The sequence below is a fragment of the Micromonospora citrea genome, from assembly GCF_049629545.1.
In the GTDB taxonomy this organism is placed as follows: Bacteria; Actinomycetota; Actinomycetes; order Mycobacteriales; family Micromonosporaceae; genus Micromonospora; species Micromonospora citrea_A.
In genome coordinates this window covers 1-22,523 of sequence record NZ_JBNADX010000044.1, presented here as the reverse complement: position 1 = coordinate 22,523, position 22,523 = coordinate 1, and the positions used below count along the sequence as shown (strand labels likewise).

The 22,523-nt window shown below is 73.3% G+C and carries 25 protein-coding genes; 7 read left to right on the top strand and 18 right to left on the bottom strand.

Annotation, left to right across the window (positions count from 1 at the left end; genetic code table 11):
• Nucleotides 1-146 precede the first annotated feature (146 nt).
• Both fbaA and ACPFP2_RS28970 read right to left on the bottom strand, forming a co-directional pair.
• On the bottom strand, nucleotides 147-1,169 hold the full coding sequence (gene fbaA, locus ACPFP2_RS28975) for a class II fructose-bisphosphate aldolase (RefSeq protein WP_424093286.1): 1,023 nt from the start codon (nucleotides 1,167-1,169) through the stop codon (nucleotides 147-149).
• Nucleotides 1,170-1,313: 144 nt separating this feature from the next.
• Complete coding sequence (locus ACPFP2_RS28970) at nucleotides 1,314-1,697, bottom strand: phage holin family protein (protein WP_424093285.1); 384 nt, start codon at nucleotides 1,695-1,697, stop codon at nucleotides 1,314-1,316.
• 133 nt (nucleotides 1,698-1,830) lie between these two features.
• On the opposite strand from ACPFP2_RS28970, the gene ACPFP2_RS28965 reads away from it, so the two are divergent.
• Nucleotides 1,831-2,043 (top strand): hypothetical protein, encoded by a 213-nt coding sequence (locus ACPFP2_RS28965; RefSeq protein ID WP_088976843.1) that lies wholly within the window; start codon nucleotides 1,831-1,833, stop codon nucleotides 2,041-2,043.
• 19 nt (nucleotides 2,044-2,062) lie between these two features.
• Here the strand turns inward: ACPFP2_RS28965 and ACPFP2_RS28960 are convergent, their stop codons facing one another.
• On the bottom strand, nucleotides 2,063-3,112 hold the full coding sequence (locus tag ACPFP2_RS28960) for an LCP family protein (protein ID WP_424093282.1): 1,050 nt from the start codon (nucleotides 3,110-3,112) through the stop codon (nucleotides 2,063-2,065).
• Nucleotides 3,109-3,594 (bottom strand): SigE family RNA polymerase sigma factor, encoded by a 486-nt coding sequence (locus ACPFP2_RS28955; RefSeq protein ID WP_424093280.1) that lies wholly within the window; start codon nucleotides 3,592-3,594, stop codon nucleotides 3,109-3,111. Before ACPFP2_RS28955 ends, ACPFP2_RS28960 begins: the two co-directional genes overlap by 4 nt.
• Nucleotides 3,595-3,619: 25 nt before the next feature.
• On the opposite strand from ACPFP2_RS28955, the gene ACPFP2_RS28950 reads away from it, so the two are divergent.
• The 6 genes from ACPFP2_RS28950 to ACPFP2_RS28925 all read left to right on the top strand — a co-directional run bounded on the left by ACPFP2_RS28950 (nucleotide 3,620) and on the right by ACPFP2_RS28925 (nucleotide 11,754).
• On the top strand, nucleotides 3,620-3,796 hold the full coding sequence (locus tag ACPFP2_RS28950) for a hypothetical protein (RefSeq protein WP_424093278.1): 177 nt from the start codon (nucleotides 3,620-3,622) through the stop codon (nucleotides 3,794-3,796).
• Nucleotides 3,797-3,984: 188 nt separating this feature from the next.
• A complete protein-coding gene (locus ACPFP2_RS28945) occupies nucleotides 3,985-5,547 on the top strand; it encodes an LPXTG cell wall anchor domain-containing protein (RefSeq protein ID WP_424093276.1) in 1,563 nt (520 codons plus the stop codon).
• Between the two features lie 219 nt (nucleotides 5,548-5,766).
• Entirely contained in the window at nucleotides 5,767-6,864 is a 1,098-nt protein-coding gene (locus tag ACPFP2_RS28940; protein ID WP_424093275.1) for a hypothetical protein, read from the top strand.
• Between the two features lie 57 nt (nucleotides 6,865-6,921).
• On the top strand, nucleotides 6,922-8,379 hold the full coding sequence (locus tag ACPFP2_RS28935) for a 3' terminal RNA ribose 2'-O-methyltransferase Hen1 (protein WP_424093273.1): 1,458 nt from the start codon (nucleotides 6,922-6,924) through the stop codon (nucleotides 8,377-8,379).
• Nucleotides 8,376-10,889 (top strand): polynucleotide kinase-phosphatase, encoded by a 2,514-nt coding sequence (locus ACPFP2_RS28930; RefSeq protein ID WP_424093271.1) that lies wholly within the window; start codon nucleotides 8,376-8,378, stop codon nucleotides 10,887-10,889. The genes ACPFP2_RS28935 and ACPFP2_RS28930 overlap by 4 nt, the downstream gene beginning before the upstream one ends.
• Before the next feature lie 157 nt (nucleotides 10,890-11,046).
• The gene (locus tag ACPFP2_RS28925; RefSeq protein ID WP_424093269.1) at nucleotides 11,047-11,754 is read left to right on the top strand and encodes a DedA family protein; all 708 of its coding nucleotides are present in this window, start codon (nucleotides 11,047-11,049) and stop codon (nucleotides 11,752-11,754) included.
• 177 nt (nucleotides 11,755-11,931) lie between these two features.
• Here the strand turns inward: ACPFP2_RS28925 and ACPFP2_RS28920 are convergent, their stop codons facing one another.
• The 14 genes from ACPFP2_RS28920 to ACPFP2_RS28855 form a co-directional block, all read right to left on the bottom strand.
• Complete coding sequence (locus tag ACPFP2_RS28920) at nucleotides 11,932-12,309, bottom strand: ArsR/SmtB family transcription factor (RefSeq protein ID WP_007454255.1); 378 nt, start codon at nucleotides 12,307-12,309, stop codon at nucleotides 11,932-11,934.
• 57 nt (nucleotides 12,310-12,366) lie between these two features.
• Nucleotides 12,367-12,906 (bottom strand): orotate phosphoribosyltransferase, encoded by a 540-nt coding sequence (pyrE, locus tag ACPFP2_RS28915; protein ID WP_088976835.1) that lies wholly within the window; start codon nucleotides 12,904-12,906, stop codon nucleotides 12,367-12,369.
• 167 nt (nucleotides 12,907-13,073) lie between these two features.
• Nucleotides 13,074-13,883 (bottom strand): SDR family NAD(P)-dependent oxidoreductase, encoded by an 810-nt coding sequence (locus tag ACPFP2_RS28910; protein ID WP_424093265.1) that lies wholly within the window; start codon nucleotides 13,881-13,883, stop codon nucleotides 13,074-13,076.
• A 9-nt stretch (nucleotides 13,884-13,892) separates the two neighbouring features.
• Nucleotides 13,893-14,519, bottom strand: coding sequence for a hypothetical protein (locus tag ACPFP2_RS28905; RefSeq protein ID WP_424093263.1), 627 nt, complete (start codon nucleotides 14,517-14,519; stop codon nucleotides 13,893-13,895).
• 72 nt (nucleotides 14,520-14,591) lie between these two features.
• Complete coding sequence (locus ACPFP2_RS28900; protein WP_424093261.1) at nucleotides 14,592-15,530, bottom strand: hypothetical protein; 939 nt, start codon at nucleotides 15,528-15,530, stop codon at nucleotides 14,592-14,594.
• 152 nt (nucleotides 15,531-15,682) lie between these two features.
• Complete coding sequence (locus ACPFP2_RS28895; protein WP_424093259.1) at nucleotides 15,683-16,693, bottom strand: hypothetical protein; 1,011 nt, start codon at nucleotides 16,691-16,693, stop codon at nucleotides 15,683-15,685.
• Between the two features lie 10 nt (nucleotides 16,694-16,703).
• A complete protein-coding gene (locus tag ACPFP2_RS28890) occupies nucleotides 16,704-18,272 on the bottom strand; it encodes a polyamine aminopropyltransferase (protein ID WP_424093257.1) in 1,569 nt (522 codons plus the stop codon).
• Nucleotides 18,269-19,000: a hypothetical protein gene (locus ACPFP2_RS28885; protein ID WP_424093296.1), complete on the bottom strand. Its 732-nt coding sequence runs from the start codon at nucleotides 18,998-19,000 to the stop codon at nucleotides 18,269-18,271. The genes ACPFP2_RS28890 and ACPFP2_RS28885 overlap by 4 nt, the downstream gene beginning before the upstream one ends.
• Nucleotides 19,001-19,062: 62 nt before the next feature.
• Nucleotides 19,063-19,485: a DUF350 domain-containing protein gene (locus ACPFP2_RS28880; protein ID WP_424093255.1), complete on the bottom strand. Its 423-nt coding sequence runs from the start codon at nucleotides 19,483-19,485 to the stop codon at nucleotides 19,063-19,065.
• A gap of 30 nt (nucleotides 19,486-19,515) precedes the next feature.
• Nucleotides 19,516-19,941, bottom strand: coding sequence for a DUF4247 domain-containing protein (locus tag ACPFP2_RS28875; protein WP_424093253.1), 426 nt, complete (start codon nucleotides 19,939-19,941; stop codon nucleotides 19,516-19,518).
• Nucleotides 19,938-20,444 carry a DUF2617 family protein gene (locus ACPFP2_RS28870; RefSeq protein ID WP_424093252.1) on the bottom strand — a complete coding sequence of 169 codons (507 nt, stop codon included), beginning with the start codon at nucleotides 20,442-20,444 and terminating at the stop codon, nucleotides 19,938-19,940. Before ACPFP2_RS28870 ends, ACPFP2_RS28875 begins: the two co-directional genes overlap by 4 nt.
• A 1-nt stretch (nucleotide 20,445) precedes the next feature.
• A complete protein-coding gene (locus ACPFP2_RS28865) occupies nucleotides 20,446-21,075 on the bottom strand; it encodes a DUF4178 domain-containing protein (RefSeq protein WP_424093250.1) in 630 nt (209 codons plus the stop codon).
• Nucleotides 21,076-21,192: 117 nt separating this feature from the next.
• Nucleotides 21,193-22,026: a hypothetical protein gene (locus ACPFP2_RS28860; protein WP_424093248.1), complete on the bottom strand. Its 834-nt coding sequence runs from the start codon at nucleotides 22,024-22,026 to the stop codon at nucleotides 21,193-21,195.
• Between the two features lie 58 nt (nucleotides 22,027-22,084).
• Nucleotides 22,085-22,471 (bottom strand): hypothetical protein, encoded by a 387-nt coding sequence (locus ACPFP2_RS28855; RefSeq protein WP_424093246.1) that lies wholly within the window; start codon nucleotides 22,469-22,471, stop codon nucleotides 22,085-22,087.
• Nucleotides 22,472-22,523 lie beyond the last annotated feature (52 nt).

The window sequence follows — 22,523 nt, the reverse complement described above, 5'->3', positions numbered from 1 at the left end:
TTTTTTTTTTGTTTTGGTTGTGTTTCTCTCTTCCCAAAAAAACCGCGACACGCCGCACAGCGGCGGAGGACCGGGGCCGCCCGGAGGACGCCGACGGCCGGCGGCCCCGGGAGGGGGACGCCGGCCGTCGCGCTGCTACGCGCAGGTCACTTCATGGTGGTGCCGGTGGAGCGCAGGTGCTCGCAGGCCTCCACGACGCGAGCGGCCATGCCGGCCTCGGCGGCCTTGCCCCAGACGCGCGGGTCGTACATCTTCTTGTTGCCGACCTCGCCGTCGACCTTCAGCACGCCGTCGTAGTTGCGGAGCATGTGGTCCGCGACCGGCCGGGAGAAGGTGTACTGGGTGTCGGTGTCGATGTTCATCTTCACCACGCCGTAGTCCAGCGCCTCACGGATCTCCGACAGCAGCGAGCCGGAACCGCCGTGGAAGACCAGGCTGAGCGGCTTCTCCTTGCCGTACTTGGCGCCGACCGCCTCCTGGATGTTGTTCAGGATCTCCGGGCGGAGCTTGACGTTGCCCGGCTTGTAGACGCCGTGCACGTTGCCGAAGGTCAGCGCCGCCATGTAGCGGCCCTTCTCACCCAGGCCGAGCGCCTCGACCATGGCCAGGCCGTCCTCGACGGTGGTGTAGAGCTTGTCGTTGATGGCGTTCTCGACGCCGTCCTCCTCGCCACCGACGACGCCGACCTCGATCTCCAGGACGATCTTGCCCTTGGCGGCCTCGTCGAGCAGCTGCGCGGCGATCTCCAGGTTCTCCGCCACCGGCACCGCCGAACCGTCCCACATGTGCGACTGGAACAGCGGCTCCTGGCCGTTCTTGACCCGCTCCTGGGAGATGGCCATCAGCGGCCGGACGAACTTGTCCAGCTTGTCCTTCGGGCAGTGGTCGGTGTGCAGCGCGATGTTGACCGGGTACTTCTTGGCCACCTCGTGCGCGTACGCGGCGAACGCGACCGCACCGGTGACCATGTCCTTCACCGACGGTCCGGAGAGGTACTCGGCGCCACCGGTGGACACCTGGATGATGCCGTCGCTCTCCGCGTCGGCGAAGCCCTTCAGCGCCGCGTTCAGGGTCTGCGACGACGTCACGTTGATCGCGGGGTACGCGTACCGGCCGGCCTTGGCACGGTCCAGCATCTCCGCGTAAGCCTCGGGGGAAGCGATGGGCATGTCTAACGCTCCTTACTTACCGCTCTCGGCCGAGCCGGCCGCTGTCTTCCATCGGGTGCGCCGGACCGCGCTGTCCACCGCCGGAAGTATCCCGCAGATGGCGTCGGCCAGCACAACCGCCCCGGTGGGCGCCCGTCGGGGCGGTCACCGGCCCTCCAGACGGTCCGGCACGGCGACGCTGATCAGCCAGCTCACCACCGCCATCACGATGGCCCCCCAGAAGGCGGCCCAGAAACCGTCCACCCGGAACGGCAGGTCGAGCCCACGGGCGATCCAGTCGGTCAGCAGGAACAGCAGCGCGTTGACGACCAGCGCGATCAGCCCGAGCGTGAGCAGGTAGAACACACAGCCGACCACCTTGACGACCGGCTTGAGCACCGCGTTGACCACACCGAAGATCAGCGCCACCGCGAGCAGGGTCAGCACGGTGTTCGCGCCGTCCCGACCGGTCACGTCGACTCCGGGCACGACCAGCGTGGTGACCCACAGCGCGAGCGCGGTGATCGCCAACCGGATCAGGAAGCCCACGTCCCCATCCTGGCACCGCCGATCGCCCCCGGTGGCGGGATCCACCGAGTCCGCTTCCCGCGCCCACCGCGCGACGACCCCGCACAACCCGTACGGTGTGGGTGGAAATCCGCCGGAACCAGGGAGGACGACGATGGGTCACCCCGACGAGGAGTTCACCCCGAGCGACCACCTCAGCCCGGAGGAACGCGACCTGGAGGCCGAGCCGGCCGACGCGGTCGAGCAGGCCGCGGTGGCCGGCCCCACCGAGGAGGACGCCGAGCCGCACCGCGGCCTGGAGGTCGCCGACTGGGACGCGATGGAGCAGGCCCGGGTGGTCACCGCCGACGAGGACGACTACCGCTGACACCGGGCGCCCGGCCGGGTCACCTCATCCTGGTGACCCGGTCCGGGTGCGCCGCCACCCACCGGTCCAGCCGGTCCTCGCGCAACGCGGCGAGGAACTGCGGCGTCACCGCCGGATCGGTCCGGATCCGCCAGTCGCCGGTGGCCGGCGCGTCGACCGGCAGGTTCAGCCCGACCGGATCGAGGGACTTCAGCTCCGGCACCACCCGGAGCAGGTCCAGCAGCGACCTACCGCCACCGGCCACGACCATCTTCGGCCCGACCGTGGCGGCCAGCCGGGACAGCCGGACCGGATCACCCAGCACCCCCTGCTCACCGGCCTGCCGGACCAGCCCGGCGGCGAAGATCTGGGCGTTGCGGTCCCGGTCGAGGCCGCCGTCGGGCAGCCCGCGCCGCTGCCGGAGCAGGTCGACCGAGGCCGCGCCGTCGAGCCGCTGGCAGCCGGCCCGGAAGACCCGCGAGGTGTGCGCGGACTCGACCCGCCGGGGCAGGCAGACCTCCACCCCGCCGAGCAGGTCGGTCAACTCCCGCAGCACGGGGTAGGTCAGCACCGCGCCCGCGTCCGGGCGTACGCCGGTGAGGTCGGCGACGGTGCGGCTGGTCAGCTCGTACCCCCGGGCCAGGTCGGGACGGCCGTCACCGGTGCCGGACGCGAAGGCGCTGTTCAGCTTGCCGGTGCCACGACCGGGGATCGGCACCTCCAGGTCACGCGGCAGGGAGACGAGGTAGGGCCGGCCACGGTCGGCGGGGACGTGCACCAGCAGGACGGAGTCGGCCAGCCGCGCGGAGCCGTCGACGCCGACCAGCAGCACGTTCAGCGCCCCGCTCCGGGCACCGGGTTCCCCGCCCGGCACACCCGGCACGGCCCGCTCCCCCGGCGGGTCGACGACCTGCGGCGCCGCCAGGCCCAGCACGGCCAGCACCGCCAGCGCGGTGGCCCCGGCCCGGATCCGGCGTCGCCGACGACGGCGGCGGACCAGCCGGTCGATGGCCGCCCGGAGCGGTCCGGTCGGCGGGGTCAGCGGCTCGTGCCGGACGAACACGGCCCGCAGTTCCTCCTCCACGGTCATGAGCAGACCTCCACGTGTTCGGCGCGCAGGGTGGCCAGGGCGCGGGAGATGGACGAGCGGACGGTCCCGACGGCGCAGCCGAGGATCTCGGCGATCTCGGCGTCCGGGAGGTCCTCGTAGTAGCGGAGCACCAGGCTGGCGCGTTGCCGGCGGGGCAACCGGGCCAGCCAGGCCCAGACCTGGTCGCGGTCCACGGTGTCCTGCGCGTGGTCGACGGCGACCGGCACCGCGTCCTCCGGCTCGCCGCGCAGCAGCACGCGGCGCATCCAGGAGCCGCGCCGCCAGTCGACGTACTGGTTGGTCAGCATCCGGCGGACGTAGCGCTCCGGGGAGTCCGCCCGCGCCACCCGTCGCCAGTTCAGCTGGGCCCGCACCATCGTCTCCTGCACCAGATCCTGCGCCTGGTGCGGATCGCCGGTCAGCATGACCGCGTACCGCAGCAGGGCGGTCAGCCGCGAGTCGGCGAACTCCTCGTACGTCACTGCACCTCCCGGTGTCCCGCTCCTGATGACGGAAGCGGGGTGGCGAAACGTTGCGGCCGGGCGCGGCGACATCTCCGGCAGCGGTCCACAACCGACCGGGAGGGCGGACGACGGGGCCGGTGGCCGGGGGCGGCTGCTGCTCGCCACCGGCGTGGCGGGTGTCGTGGTGGCCCGCCGCCGACGCATCGACGTCGTCGCCTGACCGGCACCGCGTCACGCCCCGTCGCCGCCGGGCGACGACGCGTCGCCGTGGCCCGGCCGATTCGCCGATCATGCTCGACCGTTCGGCTCATTCGCCTGATCAGTGGCCGTTCGGGGCGACGTGGAACCTTAAGGGCTCCTTAGGATCCGCAGGCTCCACCTGAACACCCCCACGGGAGGAACCCCCCAATGCTCAAGCACTCCACCCGGCGCTGGCTCGCCGGGTTGGGCGTCGCAGGCGCGTTCGTCGCCGCCTCCGCCACCCCCGCTTCGGCCGAAGATTCTGCCGTCGACCTCGGCCTGTACTTCAACGACACGACCCTCGCCGTCGGCACCGAGGGCAAGGTGGAATCACCCGTCCTGTACAGCTCCGAGCCGGTCGTCGTCAGCGGCCTGAGCGTGCGCTACGACTACCGTGACCTCGTCGGCACGGTGACGGTCGAGCCCGACAGTGCCACCTTCGAATGCTCCACGCCGGAGCAGGGCGTCCTGGTCTGCACCGACCCGTTCGAGGTCGGTCTCGAGGACTGGGGCATCGGTGGCTACTTCAACGTGGTCCTCGCCCCGACCGCCGACGCCGCGGACGGTGACGCCGGCGACCTGAAGGTCACCGTGAGCGCGAAGGGTGCCACGTCCGCCAGCCACACCGCCAAGGTGCGGATCGGTGAGGGCGTGGACCTGGCCGGTGGCCCCGAGGTGAAGCGGCAGGCACAGCCGGGCGGCGGCTTCACCGCCCCACTGATGGTCCGCAACGTGGGTGGAAGCACCGCGAAGGGCGCGGTGGTCCTCTTCGACCACGACCGGGCCATCCACCCGGACAAGAAGTACAGCAACTGCACGTATGCGGGTGACCAGCTGCGGACCTGCCGGTTCGACGACCTCACCGCGGCGCCGGGCGAGAACTGGACCGCTGCGGTGGACTACCGCCTGGGCAAGGACGCCTACGCCCCGGGCACCGAGTACGGCTACCACAACTGGCTGACGGTGGCGGAGTTCGAGGACTTCACGAAGTACCTGGACGACATCGGCGTCTCGATCGGCGAGCCGGGCGGTGACGGGGCGCTCAACCTGACCAAGGCCGGAAGCCTGCGTGGTGTCCAGGTCGACACCGACCCGACCAACAACTGGTCCGGCATGGAGGTCACGGTCAACGGCAAGAACGGAGTGGACCTGGCCGCCATCGGCGACTCCGTCACCGGCAAGGCCGGCACGGTCGTCAAGGCCACTGTCGGTGTCCGCAACAACGGTCCGGCGTCCCTGGACTTCGGTCGCAGCGGCAGCCCGGTCACGAAGATCGACATCGTCGTGCCGGCGGGCACCACCGCGGTGGACGTTCCCGAGGTCTGCGTACCGACCGACGGCGAGCGGGAGGACTGGGAGGACGCCGGCAAGCCGGGCGCCAAGACGTACCGCTGCTGGCCGGACATCTACATCGCCGCCGGCGAGGAGCAGACCGTCGAGATCGGGCTGCGGATCGACAAGGTCGTGCCGAACGCCACCGGCACCGTGACGATCAACGCCAAGTGCGAGTGCGAGGGCTTCACCGCGGACCTGAACGCCGCGAACGACGTCGCCAAGCTGGTCGTCAACCCGACCGGCGGCGACGGCGGCCAGGGCGGCGGCGACGACGGTTCGCTGCCGATCACCGGCCAGTCCACCGGCCTGATCGCCGGTCTCGGCGGCCTGCTGCTCGCCGCCGGTCTCGGCGGCTACGTGGTGGCCCGCCGCCGCCGGACCCGCTTCGTGGCCTGATCCACCCGCACCACCCGGCGCCCCGCCGACCTCCCGAGGTCGGCGGGGCGCTCCCGTCTCCGCACGAGGGCCACCCCGGGCCCGAGCAGCGCGTACCGCGCCTTGAGCACCGAAAACGGTGGACGCCTGCGATTCGGTGCGGCCGGGCGCGGCGACATTCCGGACCGCGGCATCCGTGAGAAGCTGACCACGCTCCGCAACCGACCGGGAGGGCAGGTCATGCTCCGGCTCCACCTCCGTCGCTGGTCCGCCGGGATCGCCGTCGCGGGCGGGTTCCTCACTGCGGGCGCGGTGCCCGCGGTCGCCGCCGGCGAGCTACGGATCACCTCCCGGGACCTGGTGGTGGCCCCCGGGCACGACGCCGCCGGCGAGGTACGGATCTCCTCCGTCGGCCGGCCCCGTCCCGAGGACGTCACGGTGACCGTCGACATCGACCTGTCCGGGCTGGACACCGTCGGCGCCCTGACGCCGACCGGCACCGGGTGGGTCTGCCTGCGCGACGCCGATCTCCTGCGCTGCGCCGGCGGGCTCGACCGGCGCGGCGCGGCGCCGGCCCTGCGGTTCCGGGTCGCCGCGCGGGCCGACGTGGCCCTGGACACCCGGGCCACGCTGACCGTACGCGGGACGTCGGCCGTCGGGACCGTGGTCGGGAGCACGACGGTCACCGTCGTCGAAGGGGTGGACCTGCAGACCCCGCCGGAGGCCGCGCTCACCGCCGGACCGGGTGACCCCGTCGCGCTCCCCGGCACGGTACGCATCGGCGGGCCGGTGCCGATGCGGGGTGCGGTGCTCACCCTGGACGTGGACCGGCCGCTGACGTACGCCGGGGACCACCGCAACTGCCGCCACCGGGAGGGCGGTCCCCTCGTCTGCCGGTTCGACACCGACCTGGAGCCCGGCGTCACGTACCGGCTCTCGACGCCGCTGCCCCTGCGGCTGGACGAGCGGGCGCGCGACGGCGTGGTGCTGGCCGACCGGCTCCAGTGGTGGACGACCGACGACTGGGCTCGGGTCGAACGCGACCTGGACGGGTCGGTGCCGCCGCACCCGGCGGGAACCGGCAACCCACTGCGGCTGGTCGCGCAGCGCACGCCCACGGGGGCGGACGCCGCGAGCTGGGACAACTGGACCGAGGTCAGCCTGACGGTCACCGCCGGGGACGGCCAGCCGCGCCCGGGGACCGGCGGGGGTGACGCCCTGCTGCCGGTCACCGGACCCGGCACCACGCTCACCGTCGGCGTGGGCGGGCTGCTGCTCGCCGTCGGCCTCGGTGGTCACGTGCTGGCCCGTCGCCGGGGGACCCGCTTCGTCGCCTGACCCCGGCGGGTGGAAAACGGGACGACGCAAGATCGAGCGCGATGGAACCATGAGCGGGTGCTGCTCACCCTGACCACCACCCACCGGCCGGCGACCGACCTCGGGTACCTGCTGGTCAAGCACCCTGACCGGGTGCAGTCGTTCGACCTGCCCGCCGGCGTCGCGCACGTCTTCTACCCGGAGGCGGACGACGCCCGCTGCACCGCCGCCCTGCTGCTCGACATCGACCCGCAGCGGCTCGGCGCGGGCCGGGGTCGCGGGCGGAAGCAGGCCGCCACCCCGGAGAGCTTCACCCTCGGGCAGTACGTCAACGACCGGGCGTACGCCGCCTCCAGCCTGCTCTCCTCGGCGCTGTCGTCGGTGTTCCGCTCGGCCCTGCGCGGCGAGTCGCGGGAGCGTCCGGAGCTGGCCGGCACGGCTGTCCCCCTGGAGGTGCGGGTGCCGGTGCTGCGCTGCCGGGGCGACGCCGACCTGGCGGTACGTCTGTTCACCCCGCTGGGCTGGACGGTCACGGCCACCCCGGTGCCCCTCGACGAGCAGCACCCCGACTGGGGTGACAGCCGGTACGTCGACCTGCTGCTGACCGGCACCCTCCGGGTCGCCGACGCCCTCAACCACCTGTACGTGCTGCTGCCGGTGCTGGACGACGCGAAGCACTACTGGGTCGCGCCGGACGAGATCGACAAGCTGCTCCGGGCCGGGGCGGGCTGGCTGGCCGACCACCCGGAGCGGGGGCTGATCACCCGGCGTTACCTGGCCCACCGCCGGGCGTTGGCCGGGCAGGCCCTGGCCCGCCTGGCCGAGTTGCGGCTGGCCGACGAGCCGCCCGCCGACGACAGCGTCGACGAGGCCGCGCCGACGGGACAGCGGGACGGGATCCGCGCCCCGCTGGCCGTACGCCGTCGCGAGGCGGTGCTCGCCGCGCTGGCCGCCAGCGGGGCGAGCCGGGTGCTGGACCTGGGCTGCGGTGGCGGTGCGCTGCTCACCGCCCTGGCCGCCGACCGGCGGTACACGGAGGTCGTCGGCACCGACGTCTCCACCCACGCGCTGACCCTGGCCGCCCGCCGGCTGCGGCTGGACCGGCTGCCGGAACGGCAGCGCGACCGGATCCGGCTGTGGCAGTCGGCGCTGACCTACCGGGACGACCGGCTGCGCGGCTGGGACGCGGCGGTGCTGATGGAGGTGATCGAGCACGTCGACCCGCCCCGGCTGCCGGCGCTGGAGGACGCCGTCCTCGGCCACGCCCGACCGGGCACGGTCGTGGTGACCACGCCGAACGCCGAGTACAACGTCCGCTACGAGGGGCTGGGGGCGGGGCGGTTCCGGCACGCCGACCACCGCTTCGAGTGGACCCGCGCCGAGTTCGCCGACTGGGTGGCGCGGGTGGCGGACACGTACGGCTACACCGCCGTGATCAGTGGGGTCGGCGACGACGACCCCGAGCTGGGCAGCCCCACCCAGATGGCCGTGCTGACCAGCACCGACCAGGCCCGGAAGGAGGAGACGACCCGATGACCACCCTCGACATCCCCGAACTCGCCCTGGTGGCGCTGGTCGGTGTCTCCGGCTCCGGCAAGTCCACCTTCGCCCGCCGGCACTTCCTGCCCAGCCAGGTGCTCTCCTCGGACACGTTCCGGGCGATGGTGGCCGACGACGAGAACGACCAGTCCGCCTCGGCCGACGCGTTCGAGGCGCTGCACCACGTCGCCGCGACCCGGCTGCGACGCGGCCGGCTCACCGTGGTCGACGCGACCAACCTCCAGCCGCACGCCCGGGCCGCGCTGGTACGGGTGGCCCGGGAGCACGACGTGCTGCCGGTGGCGGTCGTGCTGGACGTGCCCGAGGCGCTGGCCTGGGAGCGTACGCAGGGGCGGGCCGACCGGACCTTCGGCCGGCAGGTGCTGGCCCGGATGCAGCGCGACCTGCGCCGGTCGTACGGGCTGCTGGCCCGCGAGGGCTTCCGCAAGGTGCACGTGCTGCGCGGGGTCGAGGAGATCGACGGCGCGGAGATCCGGTACGAGAAGCTGTTCAACGACCGGCGCGAGCTGACCGGGCCGTTCGACGTCGTCGGTGACGTGCACGGCTGCCGGGAGGAGCTGGAGGCGCTGCTGCTGCGGCTGGGCTGGCAGCTGTGCCGCGACGACGCGGGCCGCCCGGTGGACGCGGTGCACCCGGCTGGTCGTACCGCCGTCTTCGTCGGTGACCTGGTGGACCGCGGCCCGGACTCCCCCGGTGTGCTCCGCCTGGTGATGGGCATGGTGGCGGCCGGCCACGCGATCTGCGTGCCGGGCAACCACGAGCAGAAGCTGCTGCGGAAGCTGCGCGGCCGGGACGTGCGGCTCACCCACGGCCTGGCGGAGACGATGGCCCAGCTCGACGCCGAGGACCCGGCGTTCGTGGCGCGGGTCGCCACCTTCGTCGACGGCCTGGTCAGCCACTACGTGCTGGACGGCGGCCGGCTGGTGGTCGCGCACGCCGGGCTGAAGGAGGCGTACCAGGGCCGCGCGTCCGGCCGGGTCCGCGCGTTCGCGCTCTTCGGCGAGACCACCGGGGAGACCGACGAGTACGGCCTGCCGGTGCGCTACCCGTGGGCGCGCGACTACCGGGGCTCCGCCATGGTCGTGTACGGCCACACGCCGACCCCGCAGCCGGAGTGGGTGAACAACACCATCTGCATCGACACCGGCTGCGTCTTCGGCGGGAAGCTGACCGCGCTGCGGTACCCGGAGAAGGAACTGGTCTCCGTCGACGCGGTGAAGGAGTGGTACGCCCCGGTCCGTCCACTGGTCACCGCCCCGGCCCGCCCCGACACGGTGCTGGACCTGGCGGACGTGACCGGCCGGCGGCACCTCCAGCACGCGTACGGGACGCTCACCGTGCCGGCGGAGAACGCCGCCGCCGCGCTGGAGGTGATGAGCCGGTTCGCGGTCGACCCGGGTCGGCTGGTCTGGCTGCCGCCGACCATGGCGCCCTGCTCGACGTCGACGGTCGAGGGGTTCCTGGAGCACCCGGCGCAGGCGTTCGAGGACTACCGCGCGGCGGGCGTGGACCGGGTGGTCTGCGAGGAGAAGCACATGGGTTCCCGGGCGGTGGTGCTGGTGGAGCGGGAGCCCGGCCCGTTCGGCGGCGGCGTGGTGCACACCCGCACCGGGCGGCCGTTCTTCGGCGCGCCGCTCGACTCCGAGCTGCTGGCCCGGGTACGCGCGGCGGTCACCTCGGCCGGGCTCTGGGCCGAACTGGGCACCGACGCGCTGCTGCTCGACTGCGAGCTGCTGCCCTGGTCGGCCAAGGCCGGCGCGCTGATCCGCGAGCAGTACGCGAGCGTCGGCGCGGCCGGCCGGGCGGCGCTGCCGGCGGTGCTCGGCACGCTGGACGCGGCGGCGGCCCGCGGACTGCCGGTGGGGCAGCTGCGGGAGCGGATGGCCGCCCGCCACGCGGAGGTCGAGGGCTACTCGGCCGCCTACCGGGCGTACGTGGCGCCGACCGACGGGCTGCGCGGGGTGACCCTGGCCCCGTTCGCGGTGCTGGCCGGGGCCGGGGTGAGCTTCACCGACCGGGACCACGGCTGGCATCTCGACCTGGCCGACCGGCTCTGCGCGGCGGACCCGGAGTTCTTCACCCCGACCCGGCGGCAGGTCGTCGACCCGGCCGACCCGTCGGCCGTCGCGGCGGCCACCGAGTGGTGGCTGGCGCTGACGTCGGCCGGTGGCGAGGGCATGGTGGTCAAGCCGTACGCCGGGCCGGCCGCCCGGTCGGCGCGCGGCTCGCTGCTCCAGCCGGGGATCAAGTGCCGAGGGCGGGAGTACCTGCGGATCATCTACGGCCCCGGGTACACCGACCCGGGTCAGCTCGCGGCGCTGCGGAAGCGGTCCCTGGGTCGCAAGCGCGGGCTGGCACTGCGTGAGCACGCCCTCGGCCTGGCCGCCCTCGACGCGTTCGCCGAAGGTGCGCCGCTGTGGCGTCGCCACGAGCTGGTCTTCGCGATCCTCGCCTGCGAGTCCGAGCCGGTCGATCCCCGGCTGTGATCCGCCCCGCGCTCCGGCCGTGACCCGGTCCGGCCGGAGCACGGGGTGTGACGTCGAGCACCGGCCCGGACGGGACGGCACCTACACTACGGGGCGTGCCGTCGCCGGTGGCGGACGAACCGTCACCACCCACAGGCAGACACGGAGGTCACCTGCGATGCCCACCACCACTCTCGCACTGGGTCCGGACTGGTTGGACCCGGAGTGGCTGATCTCGGCCTTCGGGCTGCTCGGCATCCTGGTCATCGTCTTCGCCGAGTCCGGCCTGCTGATCGGCTTCTTCCTGCCGGGCGACTCGCTGCTCTTCACCGCCGGGCTGCTCACCGCCGACGGGCAGTACATCAAGTACCCGTTGTGGCTGGTCTGCCTGCTGATCACCCTCGCCGCGATCGCCGGTGACCAGGTCGGCTACGCCTTCGGGCGCAAGGTGGGGCCGGCGCTGTTCCGGCGGCCGAACTCGAAGCTGTTCAAGCAGGAGAACGCGCTCAAGGCGCACGAGTTCTTCGAGAAGTACGGTGCCCGGTCGATCGTGCTGGCGCGGTTCGTGCCCATCGTGCGGACCTTCACGCCGATCGTCGCCGGGGTGAGCCGGATGCGCTACCGGACCTTCGTGGTCTACAACGTGATCGGCGGCATCCTGTGGGGCACGGGCGTCACCGTGCTCGGCTACTTCCTCGGCCAGATCCCGTTCGTCAAGGCCAACATCGAGCTGATCCTCATCGCGATCGTGGCCATCTCGGTGGTGCCGATCGTGATCGAGCTGCTGCGGGCCCGTATGGCGGCCAAGCGGGGCACCACCGCTGCGGAGCGGGCGGCCGCCGAGGAGGCGATCCGGGAGACCCGCGAGCACTACGGGCAGTACTGAGCGCAGACGCCGATGGCCGGCCCCGGAAGGGACCGGCCATCGGTGTGATCTCCACGAATCCCTGGTGGCACGGATCGTGACTGCCCTCGACGGACAGGCATCACCCGCCCGATGACGCCACCCCTGGCACGCCACCGGAGGTCGCCCCGGAGGGGGGACGACGCACGGACACCGGGATCAGCGAGCCTTCTTGGTGGCCCGCTTGCGCGGCGGCGTGAGCAGATCCGCGATCGTCGCGATCGCGGACGGCACCAGCCGGTAGTAGGCCCACACACCGCGCTTCTCCCGCTCCAGCAAGCCGGCCTCGGTGAGGATACGCAGGTGGTGGCTGACCGTCGGCTGCGAGAGGCCGAGCGGCGCGGTCAGGTCGCACACGCACGCCTCGCCCTCGGGCGCCGACTGGATCAGGCTGAGCAGCCGCAGCCGGGCGGGGTCGGCGAGGGCCTTGAGGACCCCCGCCAGCCGCTCGGCATCGGCACGTTCGATCGGCTCGCCGGCAAGCGGCGAGATCTGAGGCATGGTCATTTCAGCCAACGCAGTTCCCACGTATTCCATCCTTCCACCAGCAGCATCGATCCGCCTGCATATCAGCAGATCCGAATCGGCAAATTTTTACGCCACAAGGCCGAGGTCAGCCAACGTATAGGCCGCCCGATACGGCAGTCCGGCGGCTCGTACGGCGTCCCCGGCTCCTCGATCAACAATAACCGCCACACCCGTTACCTCCGCCCCGGCCTCGCGCAGGGCCTCGACCGCGGTCAGCACACTGCCGCCCGTCGTCGAGGTGTCCTCCACCGCCAGTACCCGCCGGCCGGCCACATCAGGCCCCTCGATCCGACGTTGCAGGCCGTGCGCCTTGCCGGCCTTGCGGACGACGAAGGCGTCCAGTGGGCGATCGGTCTCCGCGGCGGCGTGCAGCATCGACACGGCGATCGGGTCGGCGCCCAGGGTCAGCCCACCGACGGCGTCGTACTCCCAGTCGGCGGTGAGCTCACGCATCACCCGGCCGACCAGCGGCGCGGCCCGGTGATGGAGCGTGACGCGGCGCAGATCGACGTACCAGTCCGCCTCGCGGCCGGAGGAGAGCACCACCCGTCCATGGACCACAGCCAGGTCGGTAATGAATTTACGCAGGTCGTCGTGGTCCCCCATGGCGATAGAGGGTACTGCGCGAGTCTGTGCGCCGCGTTCGGGGTCCGCCCGGGTCAGCCTGGTGGGCGACCGATGGGTGGCGATGGACGGCTACGCTGCGCGACCGCGGTGACCGGGCCCGACGTCCCGCGGCGGGGCGACCGGAGCGGCGGTGCCGAGTGGCCGGTTCAGCCGCCGGTCGGCCCGCCCTGTCCGCGCCGGTCCCGGTACGCCAGCCGCAGCAGCCGGCGCGGCGCGTGCCGCAGGCCGGCGACGGCGAGCTTGTACTTCCAGTCAGGAACGCTGACCTGCTTGCCTTTCCGCAGGTCACGGAGGGCTTCGGCGACCACGTCGTCGGCCCGCAGCCACATCCAGCCGGGCGTGCCGGACATGTCGATGCCGTTGCGCTCGTGGTAGCCGGTGTCGGTGTAGCCGGGGCAGAGCGCCATCACCCGGACGCCGAGCGGCCGCACCGAGAGATCGACGGACTCGCTGAAGCTGGTCACCCACGCCTTGCTCGCCGGATACGTCGAGCCCGGCATGACCGGCCCGAACCCGGCGACCGAAGAGACATTTATCACTGCCCCGTGTCCTCGGCGGGTCATCGGACCGAGGGCCGCGAGGGTGAGCCGCATCACCGCGTGCACGTTGAGCCGGAGCAGCCGCGCCTCGTCCTCGGCAGTGGACCGGAGGAAGGGTCGGTCGAGGCTGATGCCGGCGTTGTTGACCAGCAGGTCGACCGGGTCACCGTCGGTGAGCCGGTCCGCGACGCGCCCGCATCCGTCGTCCGTGGACAGATCGGCGGGGATCGTCTCCACCCGGTGCCCGTGCCGGCCGGCCAACTCGGCGGCGACCTCGTCGAGCCGGGTGGCGTCCCGGGCGACCAGCACCAGGTGCCAGCCGTCGGCGGCCAGCCGCCGGGCGAACGCCTCGCCGATGCCGGCGGTGGCCCCGGTGACCAGCGCCCGTCGCTCGGTGGCCGGGTGGTCGGGGCTCAACGGGACTCCTCAGCGAGGGGGCAGCGGACCCTGCGGCGGGTGCAGCCGGTACGGGTTCTCCGGCGGCGGCGCCGGCCGGGGCGGGCGGCGCGCGAACCAGCCGTTCGCCGCGGGCAGCACGAGCAGCACGGCCACCACAAGGTAGCCGAGCAGCTGCGCCACCGAAACCCCCGCGTTCACCGGCAGCCACCAGGACGGGTACGCCTCCCCGAGCAGGCCGAGCAGGTTGGCGTCGATCCCGGTCTCCAGCGGCGTGGCCCGCTGCCCGAGCAGCAGCGCTCCGGTGCAGCAGCCGGCGACCAGGCCCAGCCCACTGACCACCCAGGTGGCCACCCGGGCACCCCGCCGACCGACGAGCAGCCCGGCGGCGAGGCCGACCAGCAGCACCCCGACCAGGACCGTCAGCACCGCCGAGACGATCGCGCCGGCGCGGACCAGGGCCACCACGCCGTCGACGTCGTCCGCTCCCGCGACGGTGTCGGCCGCGGCGGCGCGGAACCGGTCCACCGTGCCGCCGAGGGCGAGCAGGGTCGCGACGGCGTACGCCAGCGCGCCGAGGGCCATCAGCGCCAGCACCGCCGCCGCCAGCGTGACGGCGGCGGGCCGACGCGTCGGCACCTGATCCGGGTACGACACGACAATTCCCTCCGGTAGGCGTCGGGTTGCAACCTACTCGGAGGGAATCGTCACGTCGCTGCTACTCGCCCGTCAGCCGGCCGGCGGCGGGTTGCTCCCGCCCTGCTGCTCCGGCCCGTCGGTTGGGCGACCCGGCTCGGTCGGACCGGTGGACGGCGCGTCGGGCGCCCCCGACGACGGCGGCTGCGCCGACGGGGCCTGCCACTCCGAGCCGCTCGGCGGCTGCGGCGTGCCCGGCTGGCCGGGGGTCGACGGGTGGCCCGGCTGGTCCGGGGTCGACGGGTGGCCCGGCTGGTCCGGGGTCGACGGGTGGCCCGGCTGGTCCGGGGTCGACGGGTAGCCCGGGGCCTGCGGGTAGCCGGACTGCGGGTAGCCCGGGGTGGTCGGGTACGCCGGCTGGCCGGGGTAGGTCGCACCGGGGACCGGCGGCTCCCAGCCCTGCTTGGGCTTGCGGAAGAACTCGTTCGCCTTCGGCAGCGCCAGCAGGATCAGCGCCGCCAGCAGGGCGAGCAGGGCGAGCACCGCGAGCCCGATGGTCACCGGGCCGTACCAGGACGGCAGCGCCTCCTCGATCCGGCGCTGGACCTCCTCGCCGCTGGGCATGTCGCCGTTGGTGGGGCCGGTGTTGTTGGCGAAGCCGCCGGCCGTGTTGCTGATCGTGCCGAAGCCGCAGCAGCAGAAGAGGATGCCGCCGAGCACCCAGGTGGCGATCCGGGTGCCGTTGGAGCCGCGGTTGTTGAAGAGGCCGAGCACCGCGAGCACGATCGCGAGCAGCAGCCCGACGACGGAACCGCCGATCGCGAACGCGATGGCGAAGTCGGCGACGTTCTGTGCGCCGTTCGCGGCGGTGCCGCGGTACGCCTCGTCCAGTGCCTCCCGGAGGGCACCGATGGTGCTGAGCGTGATGATCAGGCTGATGACCTGGAGGACGGCGAACAGAATCAGCAGGTAGCTGGAAATCGTCACCACGGCCGGCCGGGTGCGGGCCGGTGTGTGCTGGGAATCGACCACGATTCTCCTTCCCTTGGATCGCGTCCCACACCGTATCCACTCCGGCCCACCTCCGCGCGCCGTGCTCGGGCGACCCGCCGCCGGGACCGGTCCCCCGCGCGCGGGCGTCCCGCCTCCGGTGACCGGCGCGGCGGGACACCACCGGGCCCGGGTCAGTCGGCGTCGGCCCGCAGCCGCCGGGTCTCGGCGGTCACCACCGCGAGCAGGAAGAGGTCCAGCCCGAGCGCGGCCAGGGCGCCGAACTGGTTGACCGTGAAGTTGAAGAGCTGCCCGAAGAGCAGGTCGACCAGGAGGGCCAACTTGAACAGGCGGAACGCGCCGGGCCGGTCCCGGCGCAGCAGGAACGCCGCCCGGATGCCCAGCACCGCCGCGACCAGCGCGGAGGCGGACACCCCGAGCACCGCGCCCCACTCCCGGGCCTCGTCCAGCTCGCCGGTCACCCCGTCCACCGCCACCGCGACCACGGTGATCACCGGCTCGACGATCAGGTAGACCACCACCAGCGAGACCACCCGGCGCGCCGTGATCAGCCGGATCGCCCAGTCGCGCAGCCGGGCCAGCCAGGGCTGCCAGAACCGGCGTCGCGGCGGCTCCCGGTGCGGCACCGCGTCGAGGAGCTGGGACACCGCGTACTCGACGTCCGGCCCGGCGCCACGGACCAGGCGCAGGGCGGCCACCCGCCGCCGGTCGGTGAGCCCCCGGCCGACGCCGCCGACCACGGTGTCCAGCGCGTTCGCCACCCGCTCGCCGGAGGTGAGCCGGGTCCGGCCGCGCATCGCCTGGGTGATCACCACGAGCAGGGCGAACACCGCGTAGATGATGGAGGCGGCCGGCCGGTAGAAGTAGTCGGTGCGGGCGGTGACGAACTTGCCCACCTCGTCGATGAAGAGCCCGAAGCCGATCCCGCCGAGGATCGCCCCGAGCGTCCGGGCCGCGCCGCCGAGGAACACCAGCGCCACGCCCATCCCGACCGCCATCAGCAGGCCGCCCCAGAGCACGTGGGCGATGTGCAGGCCGCCCCCGCCGAGCTGCGGCCAGCCGGCCGCCCGGAGGTAGGCCCGGGTGACCAGCACCGTCGCCACCCCGGCGAGCACGAACGCCTGGAGGTACCCGGCCGCGTCCACCGCACGCGGCGGGAGCCGGCGACGACGGGACGGCGACACCCGTCCGACGTTAGTAGCCGCGCCACTCCGCGCGGGCGTACTCCAGCACCCTGGGCTGCAACAACGTCGAAGCCGGCACGTCCAGGCGACGCCGGTCGGCGGGGAAGGCGGCGGCGGCGCCGAGCACCGACGGGTCGAGGAACCGCAACGGCGGGGCGTCCGCCGGCAGGGCCAACGTCGGCGGGGTGGCCTCCGGCGTGGCGAGCAGGAAACCCCAGTCACCGAAGGAGGGCACGTCCACGTGGTACGGCGTGGTGGCGAAACCGGCCTCCCGCACCGACGCCTCGATCGACCAGTACGACCGGGGCGCGAAGTACGGCGACCCGGACTGCACCACCAGCCGCCCGCCGTCGGCGAGCACCGTCCGGACCAGCGCGTAGAACTCGACCGTGTAGAGCTTGGCGGTGGCCGTCTCGTCCGGGTCGGGCAGGTCCGCCACCACCACGTCGAAGCGGTCCGTGGCCGTACGCAGCCAGCCGAACGCGTCGACGTTGACCACCCGGACCCGAGGGTCGGCGAACGCGTCGCCGTTGAGCCTGCGCAGCTGCGGCTCGCGGCGGGCCAGCGCCACCACCGCCGGGTCCAGGTCCACCACCGTCACCCGGCGTACGTCCGGGTAGCGCAGGATCTCCCGCACGGCGAGCCCGTCGCCGGCACCGAGCACCAGCACCTCGCCGCGTGGGCCGTTGAGCGCCGGGTGCACCAGCGCCTCGTGGTAGCGGTACTCGTCGACCGAGCTGAACTGGAGGTCGCCGTTGAGGTAGAGCCGCAGGTCGGTGTCCGCGTGCCCGATCTCGCGCACCGACCGGGTCAGCACGATCTCCTGGTAGCGGGAACGCTCGGCGTGCACCACCGGGTCCCGGTAGAGCTGCTGGCGGGTGGTCACCTCGAACTCGGCGGCGGTGACCCAGGCGTACCCCAGACAGAGAGCGACCACGACGGAGCCGGCGCCGAGCGCGACCCGGGCCCGACGGCTCAACTCCTTCCGGAACACCGTGCAGACCAGGGCGAGGCCGGCGACGGCGTTCACCGCCCCGACCACCAGGGCACCCTTGAGCTGCCCGAAGACCGGGATCAGCAGGAACGGGAAGGCCAGCCCGCCGAGCAGCGCGCCGACGTAGTCGGCGGCGAACAGGTCGGCGACCGCGCTGCCGGCGGACTGCTCCCGGATGCGTTGCAGCATCACCATCAGCAGCGGGATCTCCGCGCCGATCAGCAGGCCGAGCACGAACGCGGTGCCGACCAGCGCCGGGCCGTAGAGGTCCAGCCAGGCGAACGCGGCGTAGAGGCCGAGCACCGACAGCCCGCCGAGCAGCGCCAGGGTCAGCTCGATCACCGCGAACGCGGCGGCGGCCCGGGACTGCAACGGCTTCGCGACGAGCGCGCCGACGCCCATCGCGAAGACCATCACGCCGAGCACGATCGACGCCTGGCCGACCGTGTCGCCGATCAGGTAGCTGCCGAGCGCGACCAGCGCAAGCTCGTAGACCAGGCCGCAGGCCGCGCAGACGAAGACCGCGAGCAGCACCGCCGCCCGGGCCAGCCGCCAGCGAGGCCGTGCCGGCGGGTCGACGGTCACGCCTGCCCCGCGGTACGCGAACCGGCCGCGACCGCCCCGGCGCGCTGCGCGGGCACGACTCCCCGGCGCTGCCGGCGGCGCTGCACGACCCCGACGGTGAACAGCAGCGCGGTGACCAGCAGCAGGCCACCGGCGGCGAGCAGGTAGCCCCAGCGGTCCCGCCACAGGTCGTTGCCGGGGTCGGGCAGCGGCGACGGCTGCGTCGCGGCCGGGGCCGGGGTGGCGGCGGGCTCGACCGCCCCCACCTCCACGGCGAGCAGCGGCAGCATCACGGCGGCCCGGGTGATGCCCCAGCCCGGGTCGTCGATGAAGACCTTCTCGGTGACGCCGAGCCGCGCCAGGCCGTTCTCGATCCGCAGCAGTTCGGTGGAGGAGAAGTCGCTGGAGCCGTTGACGTCGACGTAGGCGTTGTCGTCGCTGTCGCTGCTCTCCGACGGGTAGTAGATCCGGACGCTGACCTGCAACCAGCGCGGGCAGGCGGAATTGTCCTCGACCGCCACCCCCTCGCCGAGGTTGGAGCCGACGCTGACCGGGTCGCCGTAGCCGAAGTAGTCCTTCAGCTCCCAGCCGTAGCAGACGCCCTGGCTGGCCGAGGAGCGTGCCAGGACCGCCACGGTGTCGTCGCGCTCCTGCCCGGTCGGCGGCGGGACCTTGTCGGAGCCGTCGCCGCTGTTGGCGATCCCGGCGCCCACGCAGACGGCGACGACCAGGCCGATGGTCAGCCAGATGGTCCAGGCGACGGCCTTGCTCGGCTTGGCCGGGGGCGTCGCCGGGGTCTTCGCGGCGGTCATCAGCTGATCGCGGCGGCGATGATCGCGCCGGTGGCGAGGTGGACGACGGCGGAGACCCAGACCGCGGGGTGCGGCTCCGGGTCGACCAGGATCTCACCGAGCCGGCCCGGGGTGGCCGCGTCGAGCAGTAGGAACGCCCCGGCCATGATGACCAGGCCGAGGAGCCCGTACGCGGCCGCGCCGATCAGGCCGAGGACGAAGTCGTCGGCGCTGGCGACGATGGCGGCGACCACGATGATGCCGACGCCGGCCAGGTTCGAGGCGAGCAGCAGCGCGGCGTTGCGGTTGCGTTCGGCCCAGATCAGCTCGTGGAGCTTGCCGGGGGTGGTGACGTCGACCAGGGCGTAGCCGACGGCCATCAGGACGACGCCGACCACGCCGTAGGCGAGCGTGACCAGCAGATCGGTGACCAGGGTCTGCACAGGGACTCCAGGGGTGTCGTTCGGGTCGGACTACTTGCCGCTGCCGGGGCCACCACCGCGTACGGTGCTGCCCCGGCCCCAGCCCCAGTGGTTGCCCACGGCGGAGTGGTAGCGCGGGTACGCGGTGCGGAGACGTTCCAGCAGGATCACCGAGCCGGTGGCGATCGGCAGGATCACCACCGAGTCGTCGTCGTAGCGCAGGTAGACGCCGCTGCCGTCGACGTACTGGTCGGCCGGCTGCCAGGCGGCGGTCACGTCCTGCGCCACCTGGCTCGGCGACTTGTTCGAGGTGTACGCCACCGCGTCGCCGCCGATGTCCTGGGCGGCCGCACGGGTGTAGCGGTCCTCGACGTAGCCGCGCGGGGAGAAGCTGCCGTAGAAGATCGCGAAGGCGGCCACCAGGGCGCCGATGACCGCGAAGGCCACCCCCACCACGAACCATCTCCGGTACGTCATCGCAGTGCCACCACCGTCTCGGTCAGGACCAGCTCATTGGTCTGGGGATACGCGTGCCAGGTGCGCCAGCCCACCGACCCGTCCGGCGGGTCGGGGCGTACGGCGAGCGCGGTGACCGCGTCCGGGTCACCGGGGAAGACGCCGACCAGTGCGTACGGGTCGTCGGCCAGGTCGGCGCGGAGCGCCGCGACCCGGGCGCGCAGCTCACCGGCGGGCGGCCGGAGCACCGTGGCGGTGAACCGGTAGCCGTTCGGCTCGTCGTGCAGCGTCCCGGGCAGGTGCGGCGGTCGGCCGGGCAGGCAGGCCACCGTCTCGGTGAGGTCACCGCTCGGGGTCGGCAGGACGACCTGGTGGGAGGCACCGAGCAGCCGCAGTCGCAGCCGTACGCCGCCGGGCAGGTGCAGGTCGCGGACGGCCAACGCGGGCAGTTCGGGTCCGCCGAGCGCCAGCCCGAGGTCGGCGGCGCTGGTGTCGACGTACGGGGCGTCGATGCTGACCAGCACCTCAGCTCACCTTCCCCGGGCCGCCCTGGGGGTAGACCATCACCTCGGAGCGGTGCAGCCGCTCGCCCCGGGCCACCTCCCAGCCCGCCTCCCCGTACGCCTCGAAGGCGAGCCGGGCACCGCCCTGGGCGCGGTAGTCGTGGTAGCGGACCGTGCCGCTCGGGTCGAGGCCGGTGCTGCCGGTGGCCGAGTACCGGGCCTGCCCGGACTCCTCCCAGGAGTAGCGGCGGCCGGCAAAGTCGATGGTGGGGGCGCCCGGGGTGATGGTGGCTGCCGGCTCGGCGTCCCAGAGCACCAGTTCCAGGTCCGGGTCCTCCTCCACGGAGAGCCAGCGCTTCGCGCCGTCGACCGTGTCGAGCAGGTGCTCGGCCCAGCTCCACGCCCCCTCGACCAGGTGCACCGAGCCGCGGACCGCGTACGACACCTGGCGGATCTCCACGATGTCGCCAGGCTTCAGCTTCCGCGGGTCGCCGCGCAGCGCGTCGGCGTCGGTGTCCCGGAACGGGTCACCCGGCCCCGCCGGCTTAGGCCGCTGCCGCGCCCGGGCGAGGGCGACCGCGGCCACCACCACCCCGGCCACTCCGACCAGACACCCCACCGTCGTCACCAGCCACGCCACCGACCCGTCCACCGCGACCGCCTCCCCACGTGCGTCGGTCGGAGACGGTAACAACCCCACGCACCTGGGGAAACCGGTGCTCGGTTGAGTGATCGGACAGTGACCCGGTGTCGGTTTCCGGCGATCGGATCAGGCGGTCGCGAAGCCGTCCGGCCGGTCCGGGCCGGACGGCGGGTTCGATCCGGGGGCGTCGGCGGGCGGGGTGACCGGGGGCGCGCCGGCGGTGGCCGGGCCCTGCGGCGGGGCGCCGTGGACGCGGGGGTCGGGGCAGATCATGTACCCGGGCGGCAGGAGGAAGGGCACCGGCGCGGGCGGGCCGACCGGCCGCGGGTCCTCGGCCGACCGGGGCACGAACCAGCGCTGCGCCACCGGCAACGCCAGCAGCACCACCGCCGCCAGGGTCAACCCGACGACCAGTGCCCCGCCACCGGCGCCGGCTCCGAAGAGGACGTCCTCCCGCAGGACGGAGCCGTTGTCCGGGTAGAGGGTCTGGAGGAACTTCGACTCCTCGGGCGGGTACGGGCCGTCCAGTTCCGGGTCCCACTCCTCGGGTTCCCCGAGGGCGAACAAGAACGGGATCATCAGCGCGCCGGTGCAGCACTGGCCGAAGAAGAGCAGCAGTTGAACGCCGCCGGCCACGAAGACCAGGATCCGGGCGGTGTTGCTGCCCCGGCGCAGGCCCACGGCGGTGCCGCCGAGCCAGCCGGCGACGACCAGCGCGGCCAGCCCGACGACGCTCGACGTGAAGATGTTGCCGAACCGCTCGCCCGCCACCTCGTCCGGGTCGGCGTCGGGCACCAGGCGCGCGGCCCGGTCGATCTGACCGTTCCAGTCGACCGCCTGCCAGACCACCAGCCCGATCAGGGCGAGCAGCACGACGACGGCGGCGACCTGCAGCCAGAAGGCGACGGTCACGACGGTGGGGCGGGGCGGGCGTGCCAGTGTGGCGGCAGGCGGTGTCATGCGGGCAAGCTACGGGTGGATCTCTCCAGGCGCAGCCCCGGTCGACTCGGCCGAACGGCTACGGTCCGGCCAGCCGGTCGGCCGCGTACTCGCGCAGGTTCGCGCTGCCCATCACGCAGCCGCTGAAGGTGGTGAACTCGCCGGAGTCCTCGCGCAGCCGCGACCAGGCGTCCCGGGCCGCCACCGGGTCGACGCGTTCCAGCAGCGTCGCCGCGTACGCCTTCCCGGCGGGCGAGCCGCGCCGCAGCAGCCGGTCGACCTTCTCGCGGACCGCCTCGGGCCGCTCGGCGAGCGCCGCCTCGACCCGCCGGTACGCCTCCGTCACGGGTAGCAGCGTCCCCGCGATCCCCACCCCGCCGAAGGCCACGGTGTCCGCCCCCGCCAACTCCTCGACGGCCGCGTCCACCTCCGGCTCGTCGCCCCTCTTCTTCCCCATCCCGAACATGCCCCCATCCTTTCCCCCTCCCACCCCCTCCCACCCCCTCCATCCCACCCAC